This window comes from Bradyrhizobium sp. 157, assembly GCF_023073815.1.
Classification (GTDB): Bacteria; Pseudomonadota; Alphaproteobacteria; order Rhizobiales; family Xanthobacteraceae; genus Bradyrhizobium.
Map to the genome: position 1 here is coordinate 182947 of NZ_JADPKF010000091.1, position 20738 is coordinate 203684.

Below are 20738 nucleotides of genomic sequence, written 5' to 3' on the forward strand. Positions count from 1 at the left end.
CATCCCACGCGAGCAAAACTCGTCAAAGCGAGAATGGCGGAATCGTCTAACTCAGGAGATCGCGATAACCGCCCTTCATCAACTCGGTGCCTTTCGCGACGAGGCGCCGCGTGCGGTCCTTCAAGAATTGACTAGGCCCCAGCCATTCTTCAGCAACTTTCTTATCTCCAAAGAGAGTAATCGCGATCTGCCGATACGTCTTGCCGTTCAGGCTTTCATCGAGCGCTATCAGGGCCTGGCGGAGGCGTTCGTCGCCTGAAAAAGTTGATCTTTGAAGGGCTGTAACATTGGTATCAGTGAACCGATGAAGACGCTTCAGGACCTCGGTCTGCCCTGAGAGGTCGTCGAGGTCATGGAGTTCAAAGATCGCAGCAAATGGCGCGGTCAGGACGGAAAGGCCTTTGATTTCGACATTGACGCGAACGCCCATGCCTTTGATCGAAACGTGCTGAACGCCTTCGGTATCAATCACTGCTAGTCGATCGCCATTGAAGTCGGCGAGCGCGCGCGTCATGGCACCACTGTGCTCATTCGGCATCCTAGCACTCAGCCGGACCACGCGTTTCAAGGCATTGGCATGCCAGACCACGGTTGCGTCAAGGGCGCAGCGTCTCGGATCGGCGAAGGCGTAAAGCCCCCACTTCTCCGCACGCGGAAATCGCTGCCTGAGGCGCAACAGCCGCGTGCCGTCCTTCAACGTAATGCATGGCAGGTGCCGCGGAACGGAGCTTCGCCAATCGGCGATATAGTCCTGATTTCGGCGTAAGAACTCCCACGCCCAATCGGCCCCATCGTAATCGGCGGCTCCACAGGAAAGCGCGTCGGTGCGACCACGCGAAGAACCGACGGAATGATTCAATAGCCGCCCCCGCAGATAGCTTTTTCGGCGAGGATCCTTCGGCCCAAATGGGGCAAGAGAACGGCCCTCAGGGATTGCGTTGCGGCACTGTTCTTTTGCGCCGTGCATTGCCTCCTGGAAGAGACAAGCGGTTCGGAAGCTCTAAGCGGGTGAGCGACATGTCTCAATGTCAATATTGCAAATTTGATGTTATATTTTCGTCGTGCATGCCGATTCTCGGCCTGCACTATTTCAGATGTGAATCATGGAGGGCACATGGCTAAGAAAGCGAAGAAGGCCAAAAAGACGACTGCGAAAAAAGCTAAAAAGAAGAAAAAGTAGCTGCTTTCCGTGACAACGTGCTATCATCTGTCGAGGCGCTCCGGGCGGTGAGCCACCGGTGTAGTTGGTTTAACCGCTCTGACTAGATGAGCAACGAAGACACCTAAGCCGAATCGCATACGCCTTGCGCTATGCGGTTCGGCTTTTGATTTGTTGACTGCTGATTGGGCCAAACGATGGCGGTCTTCAACGCAGTGACACCATAATCACTTAGTGAAAGTCATTCATCATCGTCGGCAAGAGCTTCGATAGCAGCAGGGCAGTCGATGTCAGCGCCGAAAGGCTGACGATCGCTTGAGCGACGCAGATGCGTTTGAGCGTTGCGCCTTCATCGTGAAACGCGTTGAACGAATGCGCCATCATTCCGCTCCATGATACGATCCAGACTTTCTGTGGGCAGAGTTATAGAGCGAGTCGCGCCGATCGTTATTGACCTAATTTGCTGTTGCGAGCTTGACTCTTCAGCGACTCAGACGAGCGCTCCGTGACGCGGGAATGGAGCTTCTGCGCCGAATCGTTTGCGCGAAACCTGAGTAAAGAAAAAGTTAAACGGAGGCCGGAGCGGCCGACCGGCAAGGTCGCAATGCGATTGGAAGGCAAAGCCTGACGGGCTGACGGATCCAAGGAAGGCCCCGCCCGGAGAAGACGGGGCGGGACCTGAGAGCTTGCTCTCACTCTCCGCTCTTGCGCGGCCGCGACCAAAGGAGGGTGTAGCCTTCCCCGCTTTCCTCATCGAACAGGTTCGCGTAGATCGGGGCGTTGAACGAGGGGTCGTCGAGCTTGAGCGAGAGATAGTCACGGCCCTCCTCGGAGCGCTTCGACCAGGCCGCTCCGATCTTGGCCTTATGTGGTGCACGACATAACGCGGATTATGCGGAGCGTGGCGTTATGCGGATTGGCCTGATTTGAGCGCAGGTTTTTCGGCGCGTTTTGGATGGCGGCGCTCCGCATAATATCGTTGAGGAGAGCCGCGGCGCCTCGCGCGAGGCGAGACGCCGCAAGCCGAGGGTCAGCGCGACCAGACGAGCGCGTAGCCATCATCGACCGCGACGAGGTTGGCGTAGATCGGCGCCGGGAAGGACGGGTCGTCGAGCTTCACCGAGTGATAGACGGTGTTCTCTTTCGAGGTCCGCTGCCACGCGGCGCCTATCTCAACGTTGCCGGCCGTCACGCGCAGGTCCGGCGCCTTCTCGTTGCTGGAGGGTTCGGCCGGAAGGAAGCGTACCTTGATGTTGAGCAAGAGCGTCCTGATGGTGCCGGTGTACGAGCCATCTTCGGCGCGGGTGAAGGTGCCAATCTGAGCCATGGTGATCTCCTGTTGCTGTTTCCAAGCCCGCGACCATCGCGGCCTTGATGGCGATCTGTGAGCGCCGCAACGACCGCCCCGCAGCCTTGGCCCGCAGCGTGAGCGGAGGATGGCGGGCTGAGCGATTTTGTTGCCTCGCGAGGAATGCCGCCGATTGGCGGCAGGGGAAGAAGATCGCGAACGAGCCATTGCGGGTAAAGGTCGGCGAGCGCAGCGAGCGTATTGTGGCGCGTGATCCGCCAGCAAAAGGCCGGTATGGACGTGGGCCCAAGCAGCTTCACAGGAGAGCATCGGCTCACAGGCATCACCAAGGCCAATGACGGCGTCACCGCACCAACCAGGTTCACGCGCAACAACAGCGTCCTTCTCCGGTTCCAAGATCGAACGGGAGAAGGCTCAACTTGCTGATGTGGCCGGCACGATCGTGCAGCCGCACCGAACGGACCGAAGGCGTGTCACCGTAGCATGATAATGAAGCCTCACGTCGTATCGGACGTAGATTCCAACAAAGAGGCGATCAATGCATCCGGCGCCCTGAACCGACCGCGCGCAGCTCCGGCGGAACGACCGCTTCCACTGCCTCCTTTTCCGAGGGATCCATGCGGAGATAGACCTCGGTTGTGCGGATATCGGCATGCCCAAGCCACAGCGCCACCTTCCGGATATCGTGCGTCGCCTGCAGCATGATCACCGCGCAGCTATGCCGAAGCTGGTGCGGAGAGATCGAACGACTGCGCAAAGACGGGCACGCCTCGGCCGCAGCACGAACGTGCTTGTCGAGCACGTACTCGAAGCCCGCACGGGTCATCGGCTCATCCTGTGCGTTGACGAACAGCTCCGGCACGCGGACTGCTCCCCTGACGCTCAACCAGGCGCGAAGGTCGCGCGGTGTCCTTCCAGAATGGCAGGCAGCGTTCCTTGCGGCCCTTGCCCCGGATCGTCACGCTCGCTCCGTGCTGGAGCGACAGGTTTTCGGTCAGAACGCCGACCAGCTCGGAGACCCGCAAGCCTCCGGCGAAGCAGAGGTGCATCATCGCCCGGTCGCGCACGCCGAATCGTGTCGCAAGATCGGGGGCGTTGAGGATCGCACGAACTTCCTCCATCGTCAGATGGCGGAAGAGCTTCTGGTCGTGGCGCTTGACCGGGATGGCATGGACGCGACCGATCTGCTCCAGGGCGGAGGGCACACGGTGCTCCACATAGCGCATGAACGTCTTGATGGCGGCGAGCCGCAGGTTGCGCGTGGCGGCGCCATTGCCGCGCTCCTGTTCGATGTGGGCCAGGAAGGCGGCGATCAGCGGCGCGTCCAGGTCTTCGATCGTCAGCCGTGACGGACGCGTGCCGAGCCGTTTCGCGGCGAAGTCGAACAGCAGCTTGAAGCTTAACGCGTAGGTCTCGCAGCTTTCCGGACTGTAGCCGCGCTGCGGGGCATGTAGTCACGCAGGAAGCCTGTGACGAGAGGGGCGAGCTTCGTCATGAGACGCTCCCTCCAACCAGCATTTCCGCCGCCGAGGCCATATCCGCCATCATCTCCGGCGTCGCCTGGAGATACCAATAGGTGTTCCGGATGTCGGCATGGCCGAGATAGGTCGACAGAGCGACGAAGTGCCGGGCGACCGCGCCACGCTCGACGCCGCATTGTTCGAGCACGCGAATTGCGAAGGTATGGCGAAGATCGTGGATGCGAGGCTGCTGGCTTCGCTCCGGTGCAATTCCCGCTCGCCGCAAGACGCAGCGGAATGTGTAATTCACGGTCGTCGGGCAGAGCGCCCCGTGTCGGACGGATGGATCGCTTGCGTCGGCGTGTTGGCGGCGGGCCTCGAGATAGCGGCCGAGCGCCTCGATGACCGTTGGATGCAGCGGCACGAGCCGGCTCTTGCGGCACTTGGTCTCGCGGATGTGCAGCACACCGGCCCAATGTCGTCGAGCTTGAGCGCGATGGCCTCCGAGACGCGCAGTCCCGTGGCGGCGATTAGCCCGAGCAGCATGACGTAGAGCTGGCGACGCAGGGGATTGGGCTTCTGCCGCCGGAGCCTGCCGGCGGCATCGAGGATGCGGGCGATCTCGTCCGCAGTACAGATATAGGGAATCGGTCGCGTTTGCCGGCTCCGCGCGAAGTCGGCGCGCGGGATCTCATGCCGAGGATCTTCGGCATGCAGGAAGCGCGCGAACAGGATCAGGTCCGTCAGGCGCCGCTCGCGTGCGCCCGGCGTCCGGGCGACCGTCGCCAGCCAGGCGAGAGCGGATGCGGTGCGGATGTGCGCTTCGTCCCGCCCGGCGGCGAAGCGCGCGAAGGCACGAAGATGCCGCTCGGCCTTGACCAGCTTGTAACCGAGCGTGCGGCGAAGGGTGATGTAGCGGTCGGCGTCCTCGCTCAACATGGCAGCCTCCCACCCCAGGGCTGCGCGATCTCCGACAGGAGACCGATGTCCACCTTGGCATAGAGCGCTGTGACCGACGGGGAGCGGTGCCGCAGCACGGCGCCAACGCCGGCAAGGCTGGCGCCGTTGCGCAGCATGGTAGTCGCGGCGGAGTGGCGCAGAACATGAGCCCCGCGATGGATGCTCTTGACGCCGGCTCTGTCGAGGGCACGGCGCACGATGCATTTCACGGCGATGCGGCTGAGCGGCCTGACGGGCGCAGCACTCGTCAGGAAGACCCGCGTTGTCGCGACGCGCGGCCGTGCCCGCTCGATATAGGCGAGGATGGCATCGCCAATCTCCTGAGTCAGTGGCAGGCGCTCCTCGCGCCGACCCTTGCCGGCAAGGTTATCCTGCCAGCCACCCAGTCGATCTCACCGAAGGCCAGATTGGCGACTTCGCTTGCCCTGAGGCCCAAGCGGGCAAGGAGCAGGATGACGGCCCGATCGCGCAGCCGATCCTCGCCGTTACAAGCGACAAGCAGGCGGTCGATGTCGGCTTGCCCGAGGAAGCGTGGCGTCGTCGCCAACTGCCAGTTCGCGAAGCTCGGAACAGCCTGTTCCCGGCCGACCGGGCACTGCCCGGTCGCCACAAGGTATTTGAGATAGGCGCGCGTGGCGACGGTGATGCCTTGCGCCCGTCCGCGTCCGTGCGGCTTCGCGCGCTTGAGCACAAAGCCGCGGATCGCGGCCGCTGTGTATGCCGCCGGATCAGCGCCAAGCGACACCAAGAGGTCGACCAGGATCGCCTGATAGGCGGTGGAGCGTGGAGTCCTTGACGCCGCGCTGCTCCTGCATCCAGCGACGGAAGGCGGCCAGTGCCGGCCAGGTCTCCTCCAGCGACGGCTGCCGCTCGGGCGGCAGGACGTTCGTCTCACGCAGACAGGCGATGAACAGCGCTGCGGCGCCCTGTGGCGCACGAGTTGTCTTGCCGCCCCGGAACACCGACCGATGCGGCGAAGCCCGGGGGCGAGCGTTTCGACTTCGAAGCCGGACGCGTGGACCCAATCCGCCCACAGCGCGAGCAGGCGCACCACCTCGGTTATTGTCGCCAGTGTGTATTTCCGCTGCGAGAGCCAGTCCTTGTCATCGACATGCGGTTGCAGCCAGTTGATCCGGACATCGACGCTTCGGCGATGTCTGCGCTTTCGTTTTGTCACCACGTGTTCCTTCGAGTTGCTTGTTCACGCCGGGAGCACCCGGCGCGTCGAGCAAACCGAAGGTTTCGATCCCATTCCATGCGATAGGCGTTTTGTCCACTGGACCCGAACCCAACGTGTCCGTGGAGACCCGTCGGGCGCGGCGTGTGTCGTTGGGTCGGAGCATGGTGGCCGTGATACCGGGGGGTGACGCGCCGGCGGCGCCGAACGTGCTGAAGAGGCGCCGACCGCCAGCGTCGTCCTCTGCCGACAGTGCCGGCGAAGCCCCCGATGCGGCCTCTCTTGGGGCTGGTCTGGCGCCGGTCGGGACTTGGCCTGCAACGGCTTCGCCGACCTTCTTCCCCTGCGGCTGCGCCGCATTCCTGGCGACGCAACAAGCTCGGCTGCCGCCGTCCTCCGCTCACGCTGCGGTCCTTCAGATGTCGCCTCTCGACCGCCATCGAGGCCGCGTTGGGCGGCTTCGGGCAACCTCTCAGGAGATACGACGATGGCTCAGATCGGCACCTTCACCCGCGACGAGAACGGCGCCTACGCCGGCACGATCAAGACCCTCACCCTCAACGTCAAGGCCACCATCAAGCCTCGCGACCGCGACAACGACAAGGCGCCGACTATCGCGTCACCGCCAACGGCATCGAGTCGGAGCCGGCTGGAGCAGGACCGCTCGCCGACGGCGTTGCGGCTCAGACGATCGAGGCGCAGCCGGTCTTCGGCCAGATCAAGCCATCAAGAGGCCAGGTGCGTCTGCGGGCTGGACAGCCAGGAGAAGACGTGAGTAACTATCCGGCTTCAGCATGTAGAAGTCGGTTTGTTCCAGCGCAAGGAAAGAAACCGCGTGCGGGAAACACGGGATCCTGCCGGGATATCGTCCCTATCGCAAACGAGCACCCGTCCACTGCACTCGGTGCCGAATGATCGCCATACTGGTCCTATGGCGCTCCGAACATGCCGCGTTTACCACGCTGCGAAGCTGGAGAGCTCCGCCCTGCGCACGTCAACGAGCCTGTTCGAGACGCTTGTGGAGAAGCATCACTCCTGGCGCATCTCGCTCCGGACGTGCTGCCCCGGTCAAACGAGCGTAGCCCGGCATATAGGGCCAGGCGGCTCCATACGGTCGCACCGACACAAATCGCCCCGATCCAGGCGAAGACCTCACGCCAGAGCAGCGACGGAACGCCGATCTGAGAGACCGCAAGAATTAGGTCGTAACTCGCCAGTGCCGCCGGACCGACGAAAGCCGCGCCTATCAGCTTGCTGAGGATCAGCGGCCGGGCGGCAAATGCGAGTTGACCGATCGTAATCGTCAGGGCTCCGGCGGCAATGCCCGTAAGAAGCGTGCCAATAATTCCGGCGCCGCTGTGAAGCGCCGCCCTAGCGATGCTAAAACCAATGAGGAATGGAAGGGCGTACACCGTGAGCTCAAAGACGAGCCAACAGAAGACGCCGATTCCGAGGATGTTGAGAATGAGTCCAATGGCAAGCATGGTGGTGCGCTCCGTTCAAAGATCCGACGGGTCGCGCCTTCCACCACCACCACGGCGCTGTTAACTGAAACGAGATCAAGATGCGAGACAAATCCCTCGCTCGTGTCGTCTACTGAATAAGTGAATATGGAGCGAGCAGGACGAGCTGCGCAATTCTGTTGCTTGAAATGAGACGACGGCACTTACGCGCCGCCGCTGCCGAATTTCCAAACCGGAATTCCAAGCCGCCTCGCCTTGTCGGCGAGATTGTCCTGAATGCCAGTGTCTGGAAAGGCCAGGACACCGATCGGCATTAGCGCCAGCATCGCATCGTTTGCGCTTGAACGGTGCTGCCTTGGCGTGCTTGACCCAGTCGGGCTTGAAGGCGATTTGTGGCACCTTGCGGTTCGTCGCCCATTTGGCGGCAATCAGTTCGGCCCCCTTGGGCGAGCCACCGTGCAGCAGGACCATATCTGGGTGCTTGGCGTGAATCTTGTCGAGACGGTCCCAGATCAGGCGATAATCGTTGAAGTCGAGGCCACCGGTGAGTGCGATCTTAGTTCCGGCAGGCAACAGCGGCTCTGTCTCGGCGCGGCGTTTTGCAGCAAGGAAGTCTCTTGAATCGATCATCGATGCCGTGAGTGAGTGATGTTTGACCAGCGATCCAGATCGGGGCCGCCAGGGCGAGCGGATATGGAGTTCGAACTGCTCGATGGCCTGGTCTCGAAAGAGCTCCAAGCAGTTTCGACGCTCGACCAGCGAAATTCCTTGCGCGGTGAGCCGCTCGAGTTCGGCCGATCGCGCCTCCGAGCCGTCCTGCTCATATTGGCTCTTCCGCTGCCTCTGCTCGTTGTCGTCGAGCTCGCGCTCGACACGACGCGTCGCGCGATGGAACAAATTGACGGCAGACCACATCAGGTCTTCCAGGTCCGGCTCCATCCGGGTGTCGCTTAGCGTGGCTACCAGAGCGTCTAAAATATCAGCTACTGCGGCTGCGATCGTCTTGCCCTCGGGAAGCGGCCTCGGATCTGGCTCGTCGCTGTATGGACGATAACCGTAGAGCTGCAATTCGGTCAGAACGTGGTCGGTTGGGGATGAGCCGTGCGGCGGCTCGGATTTGGTATCGACATGATCGGTCATGATAAGAGGTCCTTTGCCGGTTAGCCGCGCCCGCCGCGGCCTTCGCGGCGATCAACTGATGGCGGGCGGGCCGGACCAGAACCCGAAGCGAAGTGGAGGGCCGAAGCGAAGCGGAGGATGGTAGAGGTGCGGCTATTTTGCTTCGCGATGCAAAAGGCGGTATCCGCCAAGACTTTGATGTCGATTACCGCCGGCGGAAAATAGCCGCGCCACAGCCATTGCCGGTCCGCCCCGCTCGCCGTCCGATCGCCTCTAGAAGGCCGGGCGACGCTGTCCTGCAAAGGGCCCCCCGCTGACCGATGTCCGATTTCGCTTTCGAGCGTCGTAGCCTATACCATGAGCTCAGTAGCCGAAGGCAAGAAGCGGACGACGTCCTCCGGCACAAGCTGAGTGCGCAGGGCTGCCCGAAGATGGTCGATGCCGAAGGTGCGCAGATCTTCGTTGAAGTCGCCAAGGCGCGGCGATAATTCGATCGCCTCGATGCCTGCTGTTTCGGCACGCTGTGCCAGAACGGTCGCCGCTGCGTCGCCAGCCGCATCGGGGTCGCCGGCGATATAAAGTCTGCGCAGAGCCGGAGGGAGCAACATGGCTTGGACGTGGTTGGCCGAAAGTGCTGATACCATCGGCAAGGTCGGCAGAGCGCAGCGCAGGGACAGCATAGTCTCTATGCCCTCACCCGCCGCGAGTATGTCATTCGCCACACCGAACCGGACTGCGTTTCCGAGCAGAAAACCCATCGCGCGATGCGGCGTCTCGATTGGCGCTTTGCCGCGACCTGAAGGATCAAGCCAGGTGCGATGGACGCCGGTGATGGTGCCGTTGAGAGTGGTCACGGCGGCGATCAGCGCGGGCCAGATCTCTGTCGGCAAGTCGTGCTCCGGCTTATAGTAACAGCGCGGATGGAAGCGAAGGCTCGAGGTACCGTGCAAGGCCGAAATGCCGCGCGTCCGAAGATATGTTTCGGCAATCGTCCCATGGATGGGCTTTGACATCGCCATCAGGCGCCTCAACGATTCCAGTGAGCCGACTGGAGCAGGCGCAATCGGGCATTTCGGCTCCGGCTCGCGCTCAGACCGCGGCTGCTTGAGAAACCGACGAGCCTCGGCGAGGACATCGCCAAATTCAAGGAGGCCACAGCTCTCCCTGATCACGTCGAGCAGATCCCCGTGCTCGCCGGTCGCGGCATCGGTCCACTTGCCAACGGAGCCCTTCCCCTCACTAGGTCCGCGCAGCCGAACAACATCGACCGGCCGGGTGTGTTGCGTGCATCTCCGACGATCCAATAATGGCCAACGCGGCGGCCGTTGGAAAGATAATGGCGGCAGACAAGTTCGGCGTGCTCGGCAAGCCGGAGGGCGAGATCAGATGCCTGGATTGACATAGTTAGGCCCCGATAAAGCGGCCGCAGCCCTGGAGAAGCGCGCGGTGCGCGGTGTCTTGCGCGAGCTCCTCGATCGAGACGGCCGTTTTGAGGCAGCGCACATTCGATTGGCTGAGCACCAGCCTGTTGAAGGGAATATCACGGGACTGACTCGGCGCGATCTTCTGAACAGGTTTTGCCATTGAGGTTTCTCCGCGACGGACGATCAAAGAGCCTTTCTCTGGATCACCTGGCCCGTCACGAAGTGGGGCGCCGCCCTCTTCCTCTCGCCGGGCGACGCCGAAGCAGAAACAAAGATTGAAGTGGGCCGCGCGGAAACCGCCGAGCGGCCCGACCGGTGTCAACCGACTAGGTCGAGCAGCTTCTTCGCCCGGGTCTCGAGAGTGAGCCGGACATCCTGGTGCGGTTTATCGCGTGCAACGGCCGTGATGCCTTGGATAAGTCGAACACACTTTCAGGTTTTCTACCTTCTTCGGCGAGCACCGTCTCAATGATCTTCACCGTCGCCGATTTATCAAACCCGCGCTTGCGCAGGAATTCGGTTCGATCATCGTCCGTGCGCGCAACGACGCATTCGCGCTCAGCCTTGATGCCACTAACGAAAGGCATGGGCGAAGAATTGGCGAAGCGGGTGAGCAGGTGCTGCTTCGTGGGCGAAGCGGGAGGCGGCGTATTTCGAGTCGCGGATGGTGATTTCCTCAAAATCCTCCACTCCCCAAAGATTGCGATTCTGGCAGACGGCCCGGAGATAAAAGCTCGCGATACCAAGCGCCTTGGCGCCCACCTCGGAATTCCAGCAATAGAAGCCGCGGAAGTAAAGGTCGGGCGAGCCGTCCGGCAACTTGCCCGCCTCGATCGGGTTGAGGTCGTCCACCAGGAACAGGAAAACGTCACGATCCGAGGCATAGAGCGTGGTGGTGTTTTTCGTGACATCGACCTGCGGGTTATAGATGCTCGTCGACCAATCGAGCACACCAGGGACCTCCCAGCGTGTATTCGCCGGTGCCGTTGCCAGCTATGCGCTGGACCGCGGCGACCAGTTCATGGTCGTAGATGCGACCGCAATCGGGGCCAGTGACTGCGCGCAATTCGACGCGTCCGTCTTCGACCGCGAGCGTCTTGATCAATTCGGCGCGATGCGAGGTTAGCCCATACTGGAGATTGATGGCGGCGAGAGTTGCTGGGAGCTGGCGCAAATAGGTGGACGGCGCACCAACCATAGTCGTGAGCTGACCGAAGCTCCAGTGGGTCGGCACAAGGGGCACATCCTCGCCCGGTAACATCAGCGTCAGCCGATCCGCGTCGTCGCGATTCGCTTTCACCCTGATCGCGGAGCTCGCGGCGGTCCGGGTGCGGCTTAGCTCGGCGCGGCCGCGCACGGCGGCATATAGTTCTGACAGCGACGGGTACCTCTCGTCCGCCGGCCGGGAGAACCATTCGGAGGACACGCGGCCAATCCGCTCTCCTCGTCTCACATCCACTTTGTAGCCGCCAAGCTCACCGCGAGTGGCGTCCAATACATTCAGCTGGCTCATGGGTTATCTCCATGACGGGCGCCGCGAGCTTCTCTCGCGACTTCTAACCCGTCATGGAAATCCCGGCCAACCTCTCACTCTGTGGTGGCCGGCTGATCGCTCGGACGCCGCAAGAGACTCCGCCAATACCCGATCTACATGCTCTCGTGGCGAGTCAAGCGGAGCGACTTGTGGGCGCGAACCTGCAGAAGAGGCTGCCGCAGGAGCGTCAGCATAGCGCCGTCCCTCGGTGGGACGCGGGACTCCGAGACCTGTTAAGGCACTCGCAGAAGGATCCGCGCCGCGCCGACGCGAAGCGCGGCGGGATCCGTAGCCGAGTGGCTCCGACGAGAGACACACTTAGGGCGACGCACCGAGCCACAGGCCAGACCTTGTGCGGCGCCTGCAACAGCGTATCAAACCCCAGGCATCCAAGCTCATGGAAGCGATATCTCTTCTCGAGTCATGGTATGCGCATCGTAGATTCTGACCTGAAGCATTGGAAACCGCTTCTTCAGCTCTTCTGCCTCTGTCTTTGCTCCGTCTCTGGTCCTAAACTCGGCTTTCACGCGACCATCCATTTCGAGCGCGTAGCCTGACGTGGGCAGTTTGCGGGCGGCAGCAACCATCTCGCTCCTCTTCTCGCACTTGGGCTGTTGGACGATGTTGGCTTAACGTGAGTCGCTCAAATCGCGCCAGCGGCAGAATGAGTTTGTGTGAATCGTCGCGAGGCGGTAGCTAAGAGAAATTGGCCATCTGCTTCGATACATCGGGAATTCCTTGATCTCTTCGCAGAGACAAGAACGGACGGATGGCCGGCCCTGCCAACGTGATCGCGGGCACCAATCGGAATTGCACGCGGCCGATGCCGACCAAGGTCGCCCAATACGGGAAAAGCGCTTGGAGCCGGCGATGCGGCAATCAGGTTCGTATGAATGCCAGCGCTCTTCCATTCTGCTCCTCTTCAAAGGGCTTGAATCGTACGTAGCGTCATATTGTAGGATCTCCTAGATCGCGACGGTCTCTGGCAGCCCGAACGGAGACCACTCCGGGTATCTTGCTATGGCACGGCCTTGCGGCCAACACTGGCTGTGACAATTCTAATGACCATATTGAGCTGTGTCGCCACGGCCTATGTTTCTTGTCAGAGTGAGACAATGACGAGCAATGCCATTGATTTATGTATAGTCGGGATTGGCGCCATTGGCTCGATAGTCGCCCACGAGATCGCCCGAAGTGGATTTCGGGTGTTTGTTCTGAAGGCCGGACGCTCCCCCGGGCCTCGCTGGCGACTGTCCAACAGCGAGGGTTGACCTTCGTCGGAAATGCCTTTGTTTTCGGATATTTGAGCCAATCAGGAAAGTGGATGAGTGATACCCGATGAGTTTACAGGACTTCCGCTCTGCCATCCCCGGCGGCAGGGTCTTGGAAATAACTACGACGACAGGCTGTATCGTCGGACGTTCTTATTGTCCGCAGGACAAGTTTGCCGCGCGGCAAAGAGCAGTATCTCACATCAAGCATCTTTGCCTTGAAGATTTCAAGCGATGTGTGGGGCGCGTACCAGCAACTGTCGACATTAGCTTTGCCGGCTACTCGGAGCCTTGGCTCAATCCGAAGTGCACCGAAATGGTCGAGCACGCTTACGCATGTGGCCATGGCATCCGAATTTTCAAGACACTTGTAGGATTGAACGGACGAGATCTACGACGCTTGCAAGCGATGCGCTATAGGGTTTTCATGGTCCATGTCTTCGATGATGGCGCCTACATGAATAGCCGCCTTGTCGGGCAAGAGTATCTCGATTTGATTCGTGAACTGGTCGACGCAGATATTTCCTCGATTCGATTCGTAGCCTTGGGAGAGGTCCATCCCGATCTCGTTGAGATAATCCCTTCCGGAGCGCTAATTCGCACGCCGCCGCTGAGTAGCAGGGCCGCAAGCGTCGATCCGAAGGTGGTTGAATCACGAGCCAGCGATTGGACCACTGACCTGTGCTGACGAACGACAGTATCGGAATGTCCTTCTCCCAAACGGGGACGTTACTTCTGCTGCATGGATTTTGAGCGGCCTCACGTTTTGGGCAATCTTCTGCACGACGAATACGAAGATCTCTTCAAAGGGCCCATTTTTTTGCGAAATCGTCGATCGCATGAACGGAATGAATGGCTTTCTGCATTGCAGGATGTGTGAAGCTGCCGAACAAAAAGCGTCGGCATGCTGACTCGGATAGCTGCGCACCGCCTTGATGGTGGGCCGGCGATTGCGCCCTGGCGGCGATATGAAGTTTCTACATGCCCGGTCGAATTTGAGATGAGAAAGCACGTGTGGGCGCGCTTGCGGGTGAGCTCGACATGCTCGTCTAAGCACCATGGTCGATCATCGCGGATTGCGCGCGAGAGCGGCCGATCGCCTCGAGAACCGCTCCCCGCCGCTCCTCAGGCTGCAGATGGCCGCTGGGAATGGCACGTGCGCAAGCCCCCTTCTCCGAGCTGATCCGCAGGATTGTCCCAGCTGGCATCTCGGCCACTGTGGCTCAAACTCATCAGACAGTTGGAAAAACGTCCCTGGTTGTGAATCATTCTGACTGTTCAAGCGCTCTCGCCTTTAACGATGCTAAGCGAGGTGTGTATGCATTCGGCACTTTACGGACTTTCATCACTGCGATCATTGGCATTGTAGTGACGCATGCGATGGATGCGTTTCGATCAAGGCTGTCATCTAGGGCGGCCTAAGAAGCGTCGGTAGGCTTTTCTTTGAGAACGGGTAACGGCTACAGTTTCTTCATGGCAGAGCGAGTGACGGTTTTCTTCTATGGTCTGTTCATGGATCCGGAAGGCCTGGAGGCGAAAGGTCTTCGGCCGCTCAATGTCAGGCAGGCCTATATCGAGCGGTTTGCACTGAGGCTGGGAGATCGAGCGACGTTGCTGGCCGATCCGGATGGGCGGGTCTACGGCACAACCGCGACTCTCACCCACGCCGAGTTAGATCGGCTCTATTCAGAGCCGAGCGTCGCAGCATATCGACCTGAACCCGTTCTCGCCCAATTTTCCAATGGCACGGCCGAGCTTGCGCTTTGCTTCAATCTTCCGAGCATCGCGCAGGAAAAGACGACCGAACCGAACTACGTAGCTGAACTGCGAGCAGTCGCCCGCAAAATGGGGTTGCCGGAGTCATACGTGGCTAGCATCGGAAAGAATGAGTAAGGGCTCACGGCACCGCCTCGCGATGCGGCAAGTGCCAGTTTGCAAACGGCCATCGCCGAGCTGGACGCATCGCACGCACTAACTTGCATCGGACGCATGAACCGGAATCGCCACCGCGCCGGAGGTAGCAGTCTAGCCTACGATCTTTAGCGCTTTGCGAGCTTGCGGCAAGGTGTCGGCTGCGGCTCGCCGTGGGTCAATGCCATGGCACTCCTGGCCATCATCATCAAACCGTCGACAGAAGACACTGCAGGCGAGCTGCTATGATAAAGCTCAGCATCCTTCAGGCACTTCCTGACGCAGTTGTGGAGTCGCGCAGCCTGCAGGGGCTTGCCTCTGACGCGTTCGAAATCCGTCAACGGTCCCGGTGGAGAGCGCACCAACGGATCGGCCGCGGAATACTGGCCATCCGTTTTCCCGAATACGTTGCTGTAAAGGTGACAGCGCACAGTCGAGAAATTGCCATCCCAGGACGTCCAGGATCGTCGTCGAGCAGCTAGGCGATAAGATCACCGTAGCAGACGTCGTGCTCATGAAGAAACTTGATTTTCCGGCGACTTAGTTTCAGCTCAGGCAAGGTCTTGCTTGTCATCCCGATCGAAAGAAGGTGTCGGACGGATGCCTAGCCGCCGCCACGCTCCGTATCAGCGTCAGGGATCGAAGCCGCAAGGACCTCGCGGCCTCAGTCCGCGCGAGCGCGGCCGTCGGAGCGAAGGCGCCCGAGGTTGAGGCCATCTCACAACAAAAGCTGCTGAACCTTTTGCTTCAAAAGCGCATCGTCCAGACACACCGCCCATTCCAGCAGCATCTGTCTCACCGTCGTCGGCAAGATGCCGTGAAGCGCAAGTCGACTCAGAACGAGAGATCGGTCCCTGTCAACACGCGCTGCGGTGAGGTCCGAAAGCAAGCGTACGTCATATCCCCGCTCGGCCGTTTGCAGGGCGGCAATAAAGATCTCCTCTTCGAGCCAACTTCCTCCATAGAAAATGATACCGGTTTGGGCTGAAGCCAGATTGTCTGTGAAACGGCGATCCCGCCAAATGGAAAGGGGGTCGACGTCCAGCTGCATCATTGACTGGGTGAGTTGCTGACGAACGTCAATCCCGGCCGGTTGGCATTCGCCGATAACCGTCAACGGGACGGCGAACATCTCTAAGCCTGTGTGCAGTAGTGAGAAGCTGCTGTGACGCGCGGCAAGACCGGCCGAAATTGGCGTCTCGCCGCGCGACAGATTAATCAACACCACATGACTATGTCGTGGGTCTGCGAACATTTGCGTGCCAATCACCTTTTCCGGGCTCAAGAGGCGCGTGTGGTCATGCGGCCGCGTTGACAGGATCGGGTGAGAGAAGCACAGGACCGCTGACGGCGGCTCCTTCGTACATCCTGTGAAGCGCTTGTTCGGACGTGTCGAGAAACCCGGCAACGGCCATCGTCGATCCGACTTGCTGTGGCGCAGCGATCCGTCTCAATGGCCAGCCTGCTCGCCGGAGAATGCGCTCCATACGCGTATCGGTGACTGTCACGATGTTGTCTGCGCTCGCGCCGCGTGCCGCCTCTATCATCGCTGCGAAAAGGATAATCGTGGCACGGTTGAGACTATTGGCGGCCTGCTCGGTGATAAGCCTAGTGTCGACGCAAAAGCGCGAGCTTTCGAGAATTCTTTCGTCCTGCGGCGCGAGTGTCCCGCCGAGCAGGACGGGAAAGGTGTCGGCCAACATGGTCGGTCCCATGGTCGGAAGCAGACGAACCGAACCAACCGGCTCTCCGCCGTCTGACATCAGAATGAGATAAGTCGGCCCGAGCGTGTCATACACATCGAGCTCAAATTCACCTGAGACGGACACGGACCAGTCGAGCCTGTCCATGAAGACACGGCGCCGCAGCCGATACATCGCCGCGAGCAAGTCCAGATGCCGACCAAATTGAGGTGCGTGAAGTCCAAGGGCATGCATGCCAACCTCCCGAAATTATCAGGAGGCCTCAAGACCAGAAAGGAACTTTCTAATCGCCTGTTAGATTTTACAGGTGGGTCTGGTTCAGCTTGATTTCGCTAGATCTTTTTGGACAGAGTACAATAAATAATGAACGGCGTGACAACCGCGCCAGGTCTGTTTTGCATCTTGCGAAATGGGAGGGTGTGGATGATTACGACAACAAACCGCGTCGCAAGGCCTCGGCGACGCACTGGGCAATAGATGCTGCACCGAGCTTGCGGCGAGCGTTCTCAAGATGAAAAACTACCGTGCGCGGCGCAATCTGGACCAGGACCGCGATATCCGCGACGGTTTTTCCCTGTGCGGTCCATGCAAGGCATTGGCGCTCGCGCTGAGTAAGTTCACTTCCGGAACGTTTATCGGTGGAGGGTACACCAAGTTTGCTGGAGACATGACTATGAAAATACACCCCAGCGAGTTGTACGAGGCCCTTCCAGTCGGCCACGAGCCGCTCCAGGTGAACGTCGCGGTCGTCCGTCGCCAGCGTAAATGCAGCCATCCGTCCAAATCCGCCCCTGATCGGCACAGTGACGCCTGACCTAATGCCGAAGGTCGCCGCTTCATCGAAGAAGCGGCGCTGCTCGCGATTTCCGACCGGGGCTGAGCCCCCTCCTCCCCAACTGAACAATGCGTGCTCGACACGCGCGCGGCGCACCACAGGGTCAAGCTGCTGATATCCAAGCTGGAAATAGCGGCTGGTCCAGGATTTGGGATAGGACGAAATCAACGTTGGCGTGTCGCCGGTCAGGCGCAGATAGGCAAATCGCTGAAAGCCGAGCTGCTGTGTGAGTCGTGTTGCGACACGCTCGAATTCATCCACGTTGACTGCGGTCTGGATACTATCAATAAATTCTTGGAAGATGCTTTCGACCCGGCTCATTCCGGCTCTACCATCATGAACACACTAGCCATACTTTCCTGAGCGCGTTCGGCAAAGGAGCTGTCCGGCAATAGGTCGCGCGATCTACCGACCGATACAGATATGTCCCACGATGCCGCGCGGCCGAGTTGGAGGCGCACCGGCGCTAGTCCTTGCTCCTAGCGCAGCTGCTTCGTCCCAGGCACACGTCTAATAAACCAGAACCATGCGCCAACCTGAACTGCAAGGTTCACTGCAAAGGCGGTCTGGTAAGCAACTTCCGGGTAATGGCCATGCTCAGGCGTCCAATGCTGAAGCACGAAACCGAGAAGAGACTGGACCACAAACGCGTAACCGATGTGAAAGACGTTAAGCGCCGCATTCGCACGTCCACCAAGCTCTTTGGGGAAGAAATCGAACAGAATCGCGCCGCTAAGGACGGTTGCAGCCCCGGCAGCAGCGATGATGATCCACGGAGCGGATGATGGCAGAGGGGCTCGCAGGATTATTGCCAGTTGGGCAGCGAAAAACAGAATTGCGACCGAGCCCAAGAGCGCCTGTGGTCCTATCCCGTATCGCCGGAGCTTCTGAGCCGCAACCCCTAGCACCAGGGCGCCCGCACTCAATGCAATTGCCATGGCAAACAGATTGCGAAGCAATCCCGACCGGTCCAGGCCCTCCACATCCGAGAACCACTGGGCAGCCCACAATCCCTGTAGCGCCCAAGCGGTACCAATGCAGCTCGCAGATAGGGGCGCCAAACGCCAGAAGCGAGGATCAGCATAAATCATTCTCAGTCCAATGGTGGTCCCCTTCGCTGCCAATGAGCCCGCGGCCTCTGGCACGACAAGGAAAATTGCAAGCGCACATCCAGCCGATGCGATGGCTAAGAGTTCAAACAATCCCCGCCAGCCGACCGAAACGAGCAGGTATTCGGCCGGCAATGTCCCCGTCACGCCGCCAAGTGCAGCCAGCATGACCATAAGGCCATTGAGCATTGGGACCTGCTCGGCGGGAAACCAGAGAACGACCGCTTTCAATCCGGCCATCAATGCTGCGGAAACGCCGAGACCGATCAACGCCCTGCCGAGAAGAAGAAGCAAAACGTTGTCAGCGATGGCAAACAGCGCTGCGCCGGCGGCGGCTGCCAAAAGCACGACACTCTGGATTCGTCGCGGGCCGTATCGGTCCAACAATATCCCGATAGGAATCTGGGCCGCCGCAAAGGTCAGGAAGTAGATGGACGTCAGGAGACCAAGTTCATCGGCACCCAAACCAAACTCGAAAGTTAGCGGCCCAGCTATCGTCGCATTGATGTTACGAAAGAGAAAAGAAAGGTAGTAAGCAGCGACGAACGGCAAGAACACGCGAAAGATTAAAAGCCAATCTGCGTTGAAGGCCCGTGACCGCTGTTGCGCCGTCGCACGCCAGGGCGGCAAAGCGAACCGCGATATCGCGCCACGGATTGTTTGCTCGGCTCTTGAATCGGGTTCGTGCTCGCACCATGCCCCTCCGGCAGAATGCGGGGTTTGTGGTTTGTTGCCGGCGACAGTCGTTGCACCGGCCTTCTGTTCCGGGTGTGTTGAGCGCGTCAGCGCTTCTGGCCCCACCGGTTCTGTTGCAACATGCTCCCGCTCAGTCGAATTTACCCGCTCGATTGTCTCCTTTATAAGGGACGTTCCTAGGTTAACCCGCCTTGTCACCTGGGAAGCAAATTCGTCGAAGCGCGCGAGCCCGAGGGTACAAGCGTTAGGTTGGTCGGCAGCTGCAAGCGGCGGCGTGACCGCGAGAAGAAATCGAGCCTGAAGCGCAACAGTCTCGCTTACCATTCGCACATCGTCATGAAGCTGTTCGAGGTTCCGGTGTATGGCGCTCAGCCGCCGATCAATTGAGGCCTCTTTGATGTTACGATCAGGGTCGAGGAAATGAGCGAGCGCAGCCTCAATGATCGCCGATTTGGTCGCCCCTGGACTTTTTGCTGCGACTGCGAGCCGCGCGGCGACCGGCTCCGAAAGATAGACACCGATGCAGGGCTTCATGGAAGCGCTCCGTCGAAAATCAATCGAGCGGCTGTAGACTTCTCATGGCTTGAGACGGACTGTTTCCGCCGATCGAGATGACCCCAGCTTCCTCGCTCTACGGAGCTGAAGAAACCTTCAACATGCGCGTTGAATGCCGCAGGCTCTTCGAGGTTGATGGCATGGCCCGTATTGGGGCAGACCCAAATGCCGGCGGACGAAAACGTGGATTTGAGCATCAAGCTGGTTTCAAGACATGCCGTGTCTTCGTCGCCCACCGCGAGCAGCACCGGTAACGGTATGTTTGAAAATTGATCTCGGAAGTCGTACAAGGACGGTCGCACGGCTTGGCACTGAAGCAGAGTATTGGACATCCCGCGTGCAGAATGCTGCTTTAATCGCCCCACAAAGTGTTGCCAGCTCTTGGGGTCTTTGTGCTTCAGTCGAATGCGCGTGGAGTGGCCCGCCATTTTCTCGGCCATGGCATCGATACCTCGTGCCGTCAATGTGCGCGCCAAAACCGTCGCGCTTCTTGACCAACTTTCACGATTCGACGCTGGAGATCCTAATCCTGCTCCGGCTGCAACGATCGCACTGGCCCCTTGGCGGTACCACAAACCAAAAAGCAGAGATGCAAAGGCACCCATGCTCGATCCAACCACGTGGGCTCGACTGATTGATAGACCGCGCATAACGGCATCAATGTCATGGACGGCGAACTCCCAACCGTACGCGGCTGGATTATCGGGAACGTCGCTCGGTGGATATCCCCGCGCATTGTAGGCGATACATCTATAGCTACGGGAAAAATAGCGGATTTGTGCTTCCCAGCTGTGCAGATCCGATTCAAACTCATGAACGAAAACGATTGGATAGCCGCGACCGTACTCTTCAAAGTAGAGCTTCATTCCACCTGACGCGATAAAAGGCATCACCACCGCCGATCTTTTGGAGCGTCGGCAAGGCATGCCGCGCATCGTGTGGCGTTATGGCCGAGCAGCGACAAAAACGGAGGTGTCGTTTATCCATGATCGGTTTTCGACACACCTGCTTTTCGTATGCCTCGAAATAAAGCTGTCCAATGATTAGGAGTTG

Annotated in this window: 19 protein-coding genes and 5 pseudogenes; 3 read left to right on the forward strand and 21 right to left on the reverse strand. The window is 59.8% G+C overall.

The genetic code is table 11. From position 1 onward, the window contains the following. Window positions 1-46 precede the first annotated feature (46 nt). The 11 genes and pseudogenes from IVA95_RS27810 to IVA95_RS39130 form a co-directional block, all read right to left on the reverse strand. Window positions 47-859 carry a DUF2285 domain-containing protein gene (locus tag IVA95_RS27810; protein ID WP_247513407.1) on the reverse strand — a complete coding sequence of 271 codons (813 nt, stop codon included), beginning with the start codon at window positions 857-859 and terminating at the stop codon, window positions 47-49. A gap of 531 nt (window positions 860-1390) precedes the next feature. Beyond that, entirely contained in the window at window positions 1391-1540 is a 150-nt protein-coding gene (locus IVA95_RS27815) for a hypothetical protein (RefSeq protein WP_247513408.1), read from the reverse strand. Window positions 1541-1851: 311 nt separating this feature from the next. Beyond that, window positions 1852-2025 (reverse strand): annotated as a pseudogene (locus IVA95_RS27820) (DUF736 domain-containing protein); the annotation flags it as partial. A 164-nt stretch (window positions 2026-2189) separates the two neighbouring features. After that, the gene (locus IVA95_RS27825) at window positions 2190-2486 is read right to left on the reverse strand and encodes a DUF736 domain-containing protein (RefSeq protein WP_247513409.1); all 297 of its coding nucleotides are present in this window, start codon (window positions 2484-2486) and stop codon (window positions 2190-2192) included. A 517-nt stretch (window positions 2487-3003) separates the two neighbouring features. Then, window positions 3004-3330: a tyrosine-type recombinase/integrase gene (locus IVA95_RS39115; protein WP_346658056.1), complete on the reverse strand. Its 327-nt coding sequence runs from the start codon at window positions 3328-3330 to the stop codon at window positions 3004-3006. Next, window positions 3299-3673 (reverse strand): tyrosine-type recombinase/integrase, encoded by a 375-nt coding sequence (locus tag IVA95_RS39120; protein ID WP_346658057.1) that lies wholly within the window; start codon window positions 3671-3673, stop codon window positions 3299-3301. The genes IVA95_RS39115 and IVA95_RS39120 overlap by 32 nt, the downstream gene beginning before the upstream one ends. Before the next feature lie 63 nt (window positions 3674-3736). Next, a pseudogene (locus tag IVA95_RS39125) lies at window positions 3737-3859 on the reverse strand (integrase); the annotation flags it as partial. 100 nt (window positions 3860-3959) lie between these two features. Next, the gene (locus tag IVA95_RS27835) at window positions 3960-4352 is read right to left on the reverse strand and encodes a tyrosine-type recombinase/integrase (RefSeq protein ID WP_247513410.1); all 393 of its coding nucleotides are present in this window, start codon (window positions 4350-4352) and stop codon (window positions 3960-3962) included. Beyond that, window positions 4235-4864 (reverse strand): hypothetical protein, encoded by a 630-nt coding sequence (locus IVA95_RS27840; RefSeq protein WP_247513411.1) that lies wholly within the window; start codon window positions 4862-4864, stop codon window positions 4235-4237. The genes IVA95_RS27835 and IVA95_RS27840 overlap by 118 nt, the downstream gene beginning before the upstream one ends. Further along, window positions 4861-5274 carry a tyrosine-type recombinase/integrase gene (locus IVA95_RS27845; protein WP_346658070.1) on the reverse strand — a complete coding sequence of 138 codons (414 nt, stop codon included), beginning with the start codon at window positions 5272-5274 and terminating at the stop codon, window positions 4861-4863. The genes IVA95_RS27840 and IVA95_RS27845 overlap by 4 nt, the downstream gene beginning before the upstream one ends. Further along, entirely contained in the window at window positions 5214-6065 is an 852-nt protein-coding gene (locus IVA95_RS39130; RefSeq protein WP_247513412.1) for a tyrosine-type recombinase/integrase, read from the reverse strand. The genes IVA95_RS27845 and IVA95_RS39130 overlap by 61 nt, the downstream gene beginning before the upstream one ends. Window positions 6066-6552: 487 nt before the next feature. Here IVA95_RS39130 and IVA95_RS27855 point away from each other — a divergent pair, with 487 nt between their 5' ends. Further along, window positions 6553-6840, forward strand: coding sequence for a DUF736 family protein (locus IVA95_RS27855; protein ID WP_247513413.1), 288 nt, complete (start codon window positions 6553-6555; stop codon window positions 6838-6840). Between the two features lie 154 nt (window positions 6841-6994). Here IVA95_RS27855 and IVA95_RS27860 read toward each other — a convergent pair whose 3' ends face one another. The 5 genes and pseudogenes from IVA95_RS27860 to IVA95_RS27880 form a co-directional block, all read right to left on the reverse strand. Beyond that, window positions 6995-7549 (reverse strand): hypothetical protein, encoded by a 555-nt coding sequence (locus IVA95_RS27860; protein WP_247513414.1) that lies wholly within the window; start codon window positions 7547-7549, stop codon window positions 6995-6997. Between the two features lie 182 nt (window positions 7550-7731). Further along, window positions 7732-8668, reverse strand: a pseudogene (locus IVA95_RS27865) (DUF2493 domain-containing protein). Window positions 8669-8997: 329 nt separating this feature from the next. Then, window positions 8998-10049, reverse strand: a pseudogene (locus IVA95_RS27870) (toprim domain-containing protein). A gap of 2 nt (window positions 10050-10051) precedes the next feature. Continuing rightward, a complete protein-coding gene (locus IVA95_RS27875) occupies window positions 10052-10231 on the reverse strand; it encodes a hypothetical protein (RefSeq protein WP_247513692.1) in 180 nt (59 codons plus the stop codon). 158 nt (window positions 10232-10389) lie between these two features. Next, a pseudogene (locus tag IVA95_RS27880) lies at window positions 10390-11584 on the reverse strand (DUF932 domain-containing protein). A gap of 1359 nt (window positions 11585-12943) precedes the next feature. Between IVA95_RS27880 and IVA95_RS27885 the strand changes: the two are divergent. Beyond that, complete coding sequence (locus IVA95_RS27885) at window positions 12944-13564, forward strand: hypothetical protein (protein WP_247513415.1); 621 nt, start codon at window positions 12944-12946, stop codon at window positions 13562-13564. Window positions 13565-14361: 797 nt separating this feature from the next. After that, window positions 14362-14769, forward strand: a complete 408-nt coding sequence (locus tag IVA95_RS27890) for a gamma-glutamylcyclotransferase family protein (RefSeq protein ID WP_247513416.1) — start codon at window positions 14362-14364, stop codon at window positions 14767-14769. A gap of 736 nt (window positions 14770-15505) precedes the next feature. Here the strand turns inward: IVA95_RS27890 and IVA95_RS27895 are convergent. From IVA95_RS27895 to IVA95_RS27915, 5 genes are all read right to left on the reverse strand, one after another. Continuing rightward, entirely contained in the window at window positions 15506-16072 is a 567-nt protein-coding gene (locus IVA95_RS27895; RefSeq protein ID WP_247513417.1) for a hypothetical protein, read from the reverse strand. 13 nt (window positions 16073-16085) lie between these two features. Continuing rightward, the gene (locus IVA95_RS27900; RefSeq protein WP_247513419.1) at window positions 16086-16724 is read right to left on the reverse strand and encodes an acyl-homoserine-lactone synthase; all 639 of its coding nucleotides are present in this window, start codon (window positions 16722-16724) and stop codon (window positions 16086-16088) included. A 193-nt stretch (window positions 16725-16917) separates the two neighbouring features. Beyond that, window positions 16918-17646 carry an autoinducer binding domain-containing protein gene (locus IVA95_RS27905; protein WP_247513420.1) on the reverse strand — a complete coding sequence of 243 codons (729 nt, stop codon included), beginning with the start codon at window positions 17644-17646 and terminating at the stop codon, window positions 16918-16920. Window positions 17647-17804: 158 nt separating this feature from the next. Further along, a complete protein-coding gene (locus IVA95_RS27910) occupies window positions 17805-19664 on the reverse strand; it encodes an MFS transporter (protein ID WP_247513421.1) in 1860 nt (619 codons plus the stop codon). Further along, window positions 19661-20575, reverse strand: a complete 915-nt coding sequence (locus tag IVA95_RS27915) for an alpha/beta hydrolase (RefSeq protein ID WP_247513422.1) — start codon at window positions 20573-20575, stop codon at window positions 19661-19663. Before IVA95_RS27915 ends, IVA95_RS27910 begins: the two co-directional genes overlap by 4 nt. Between the last annotated feature and the right edge of the window lie 163 nt (window positions 20576-20738).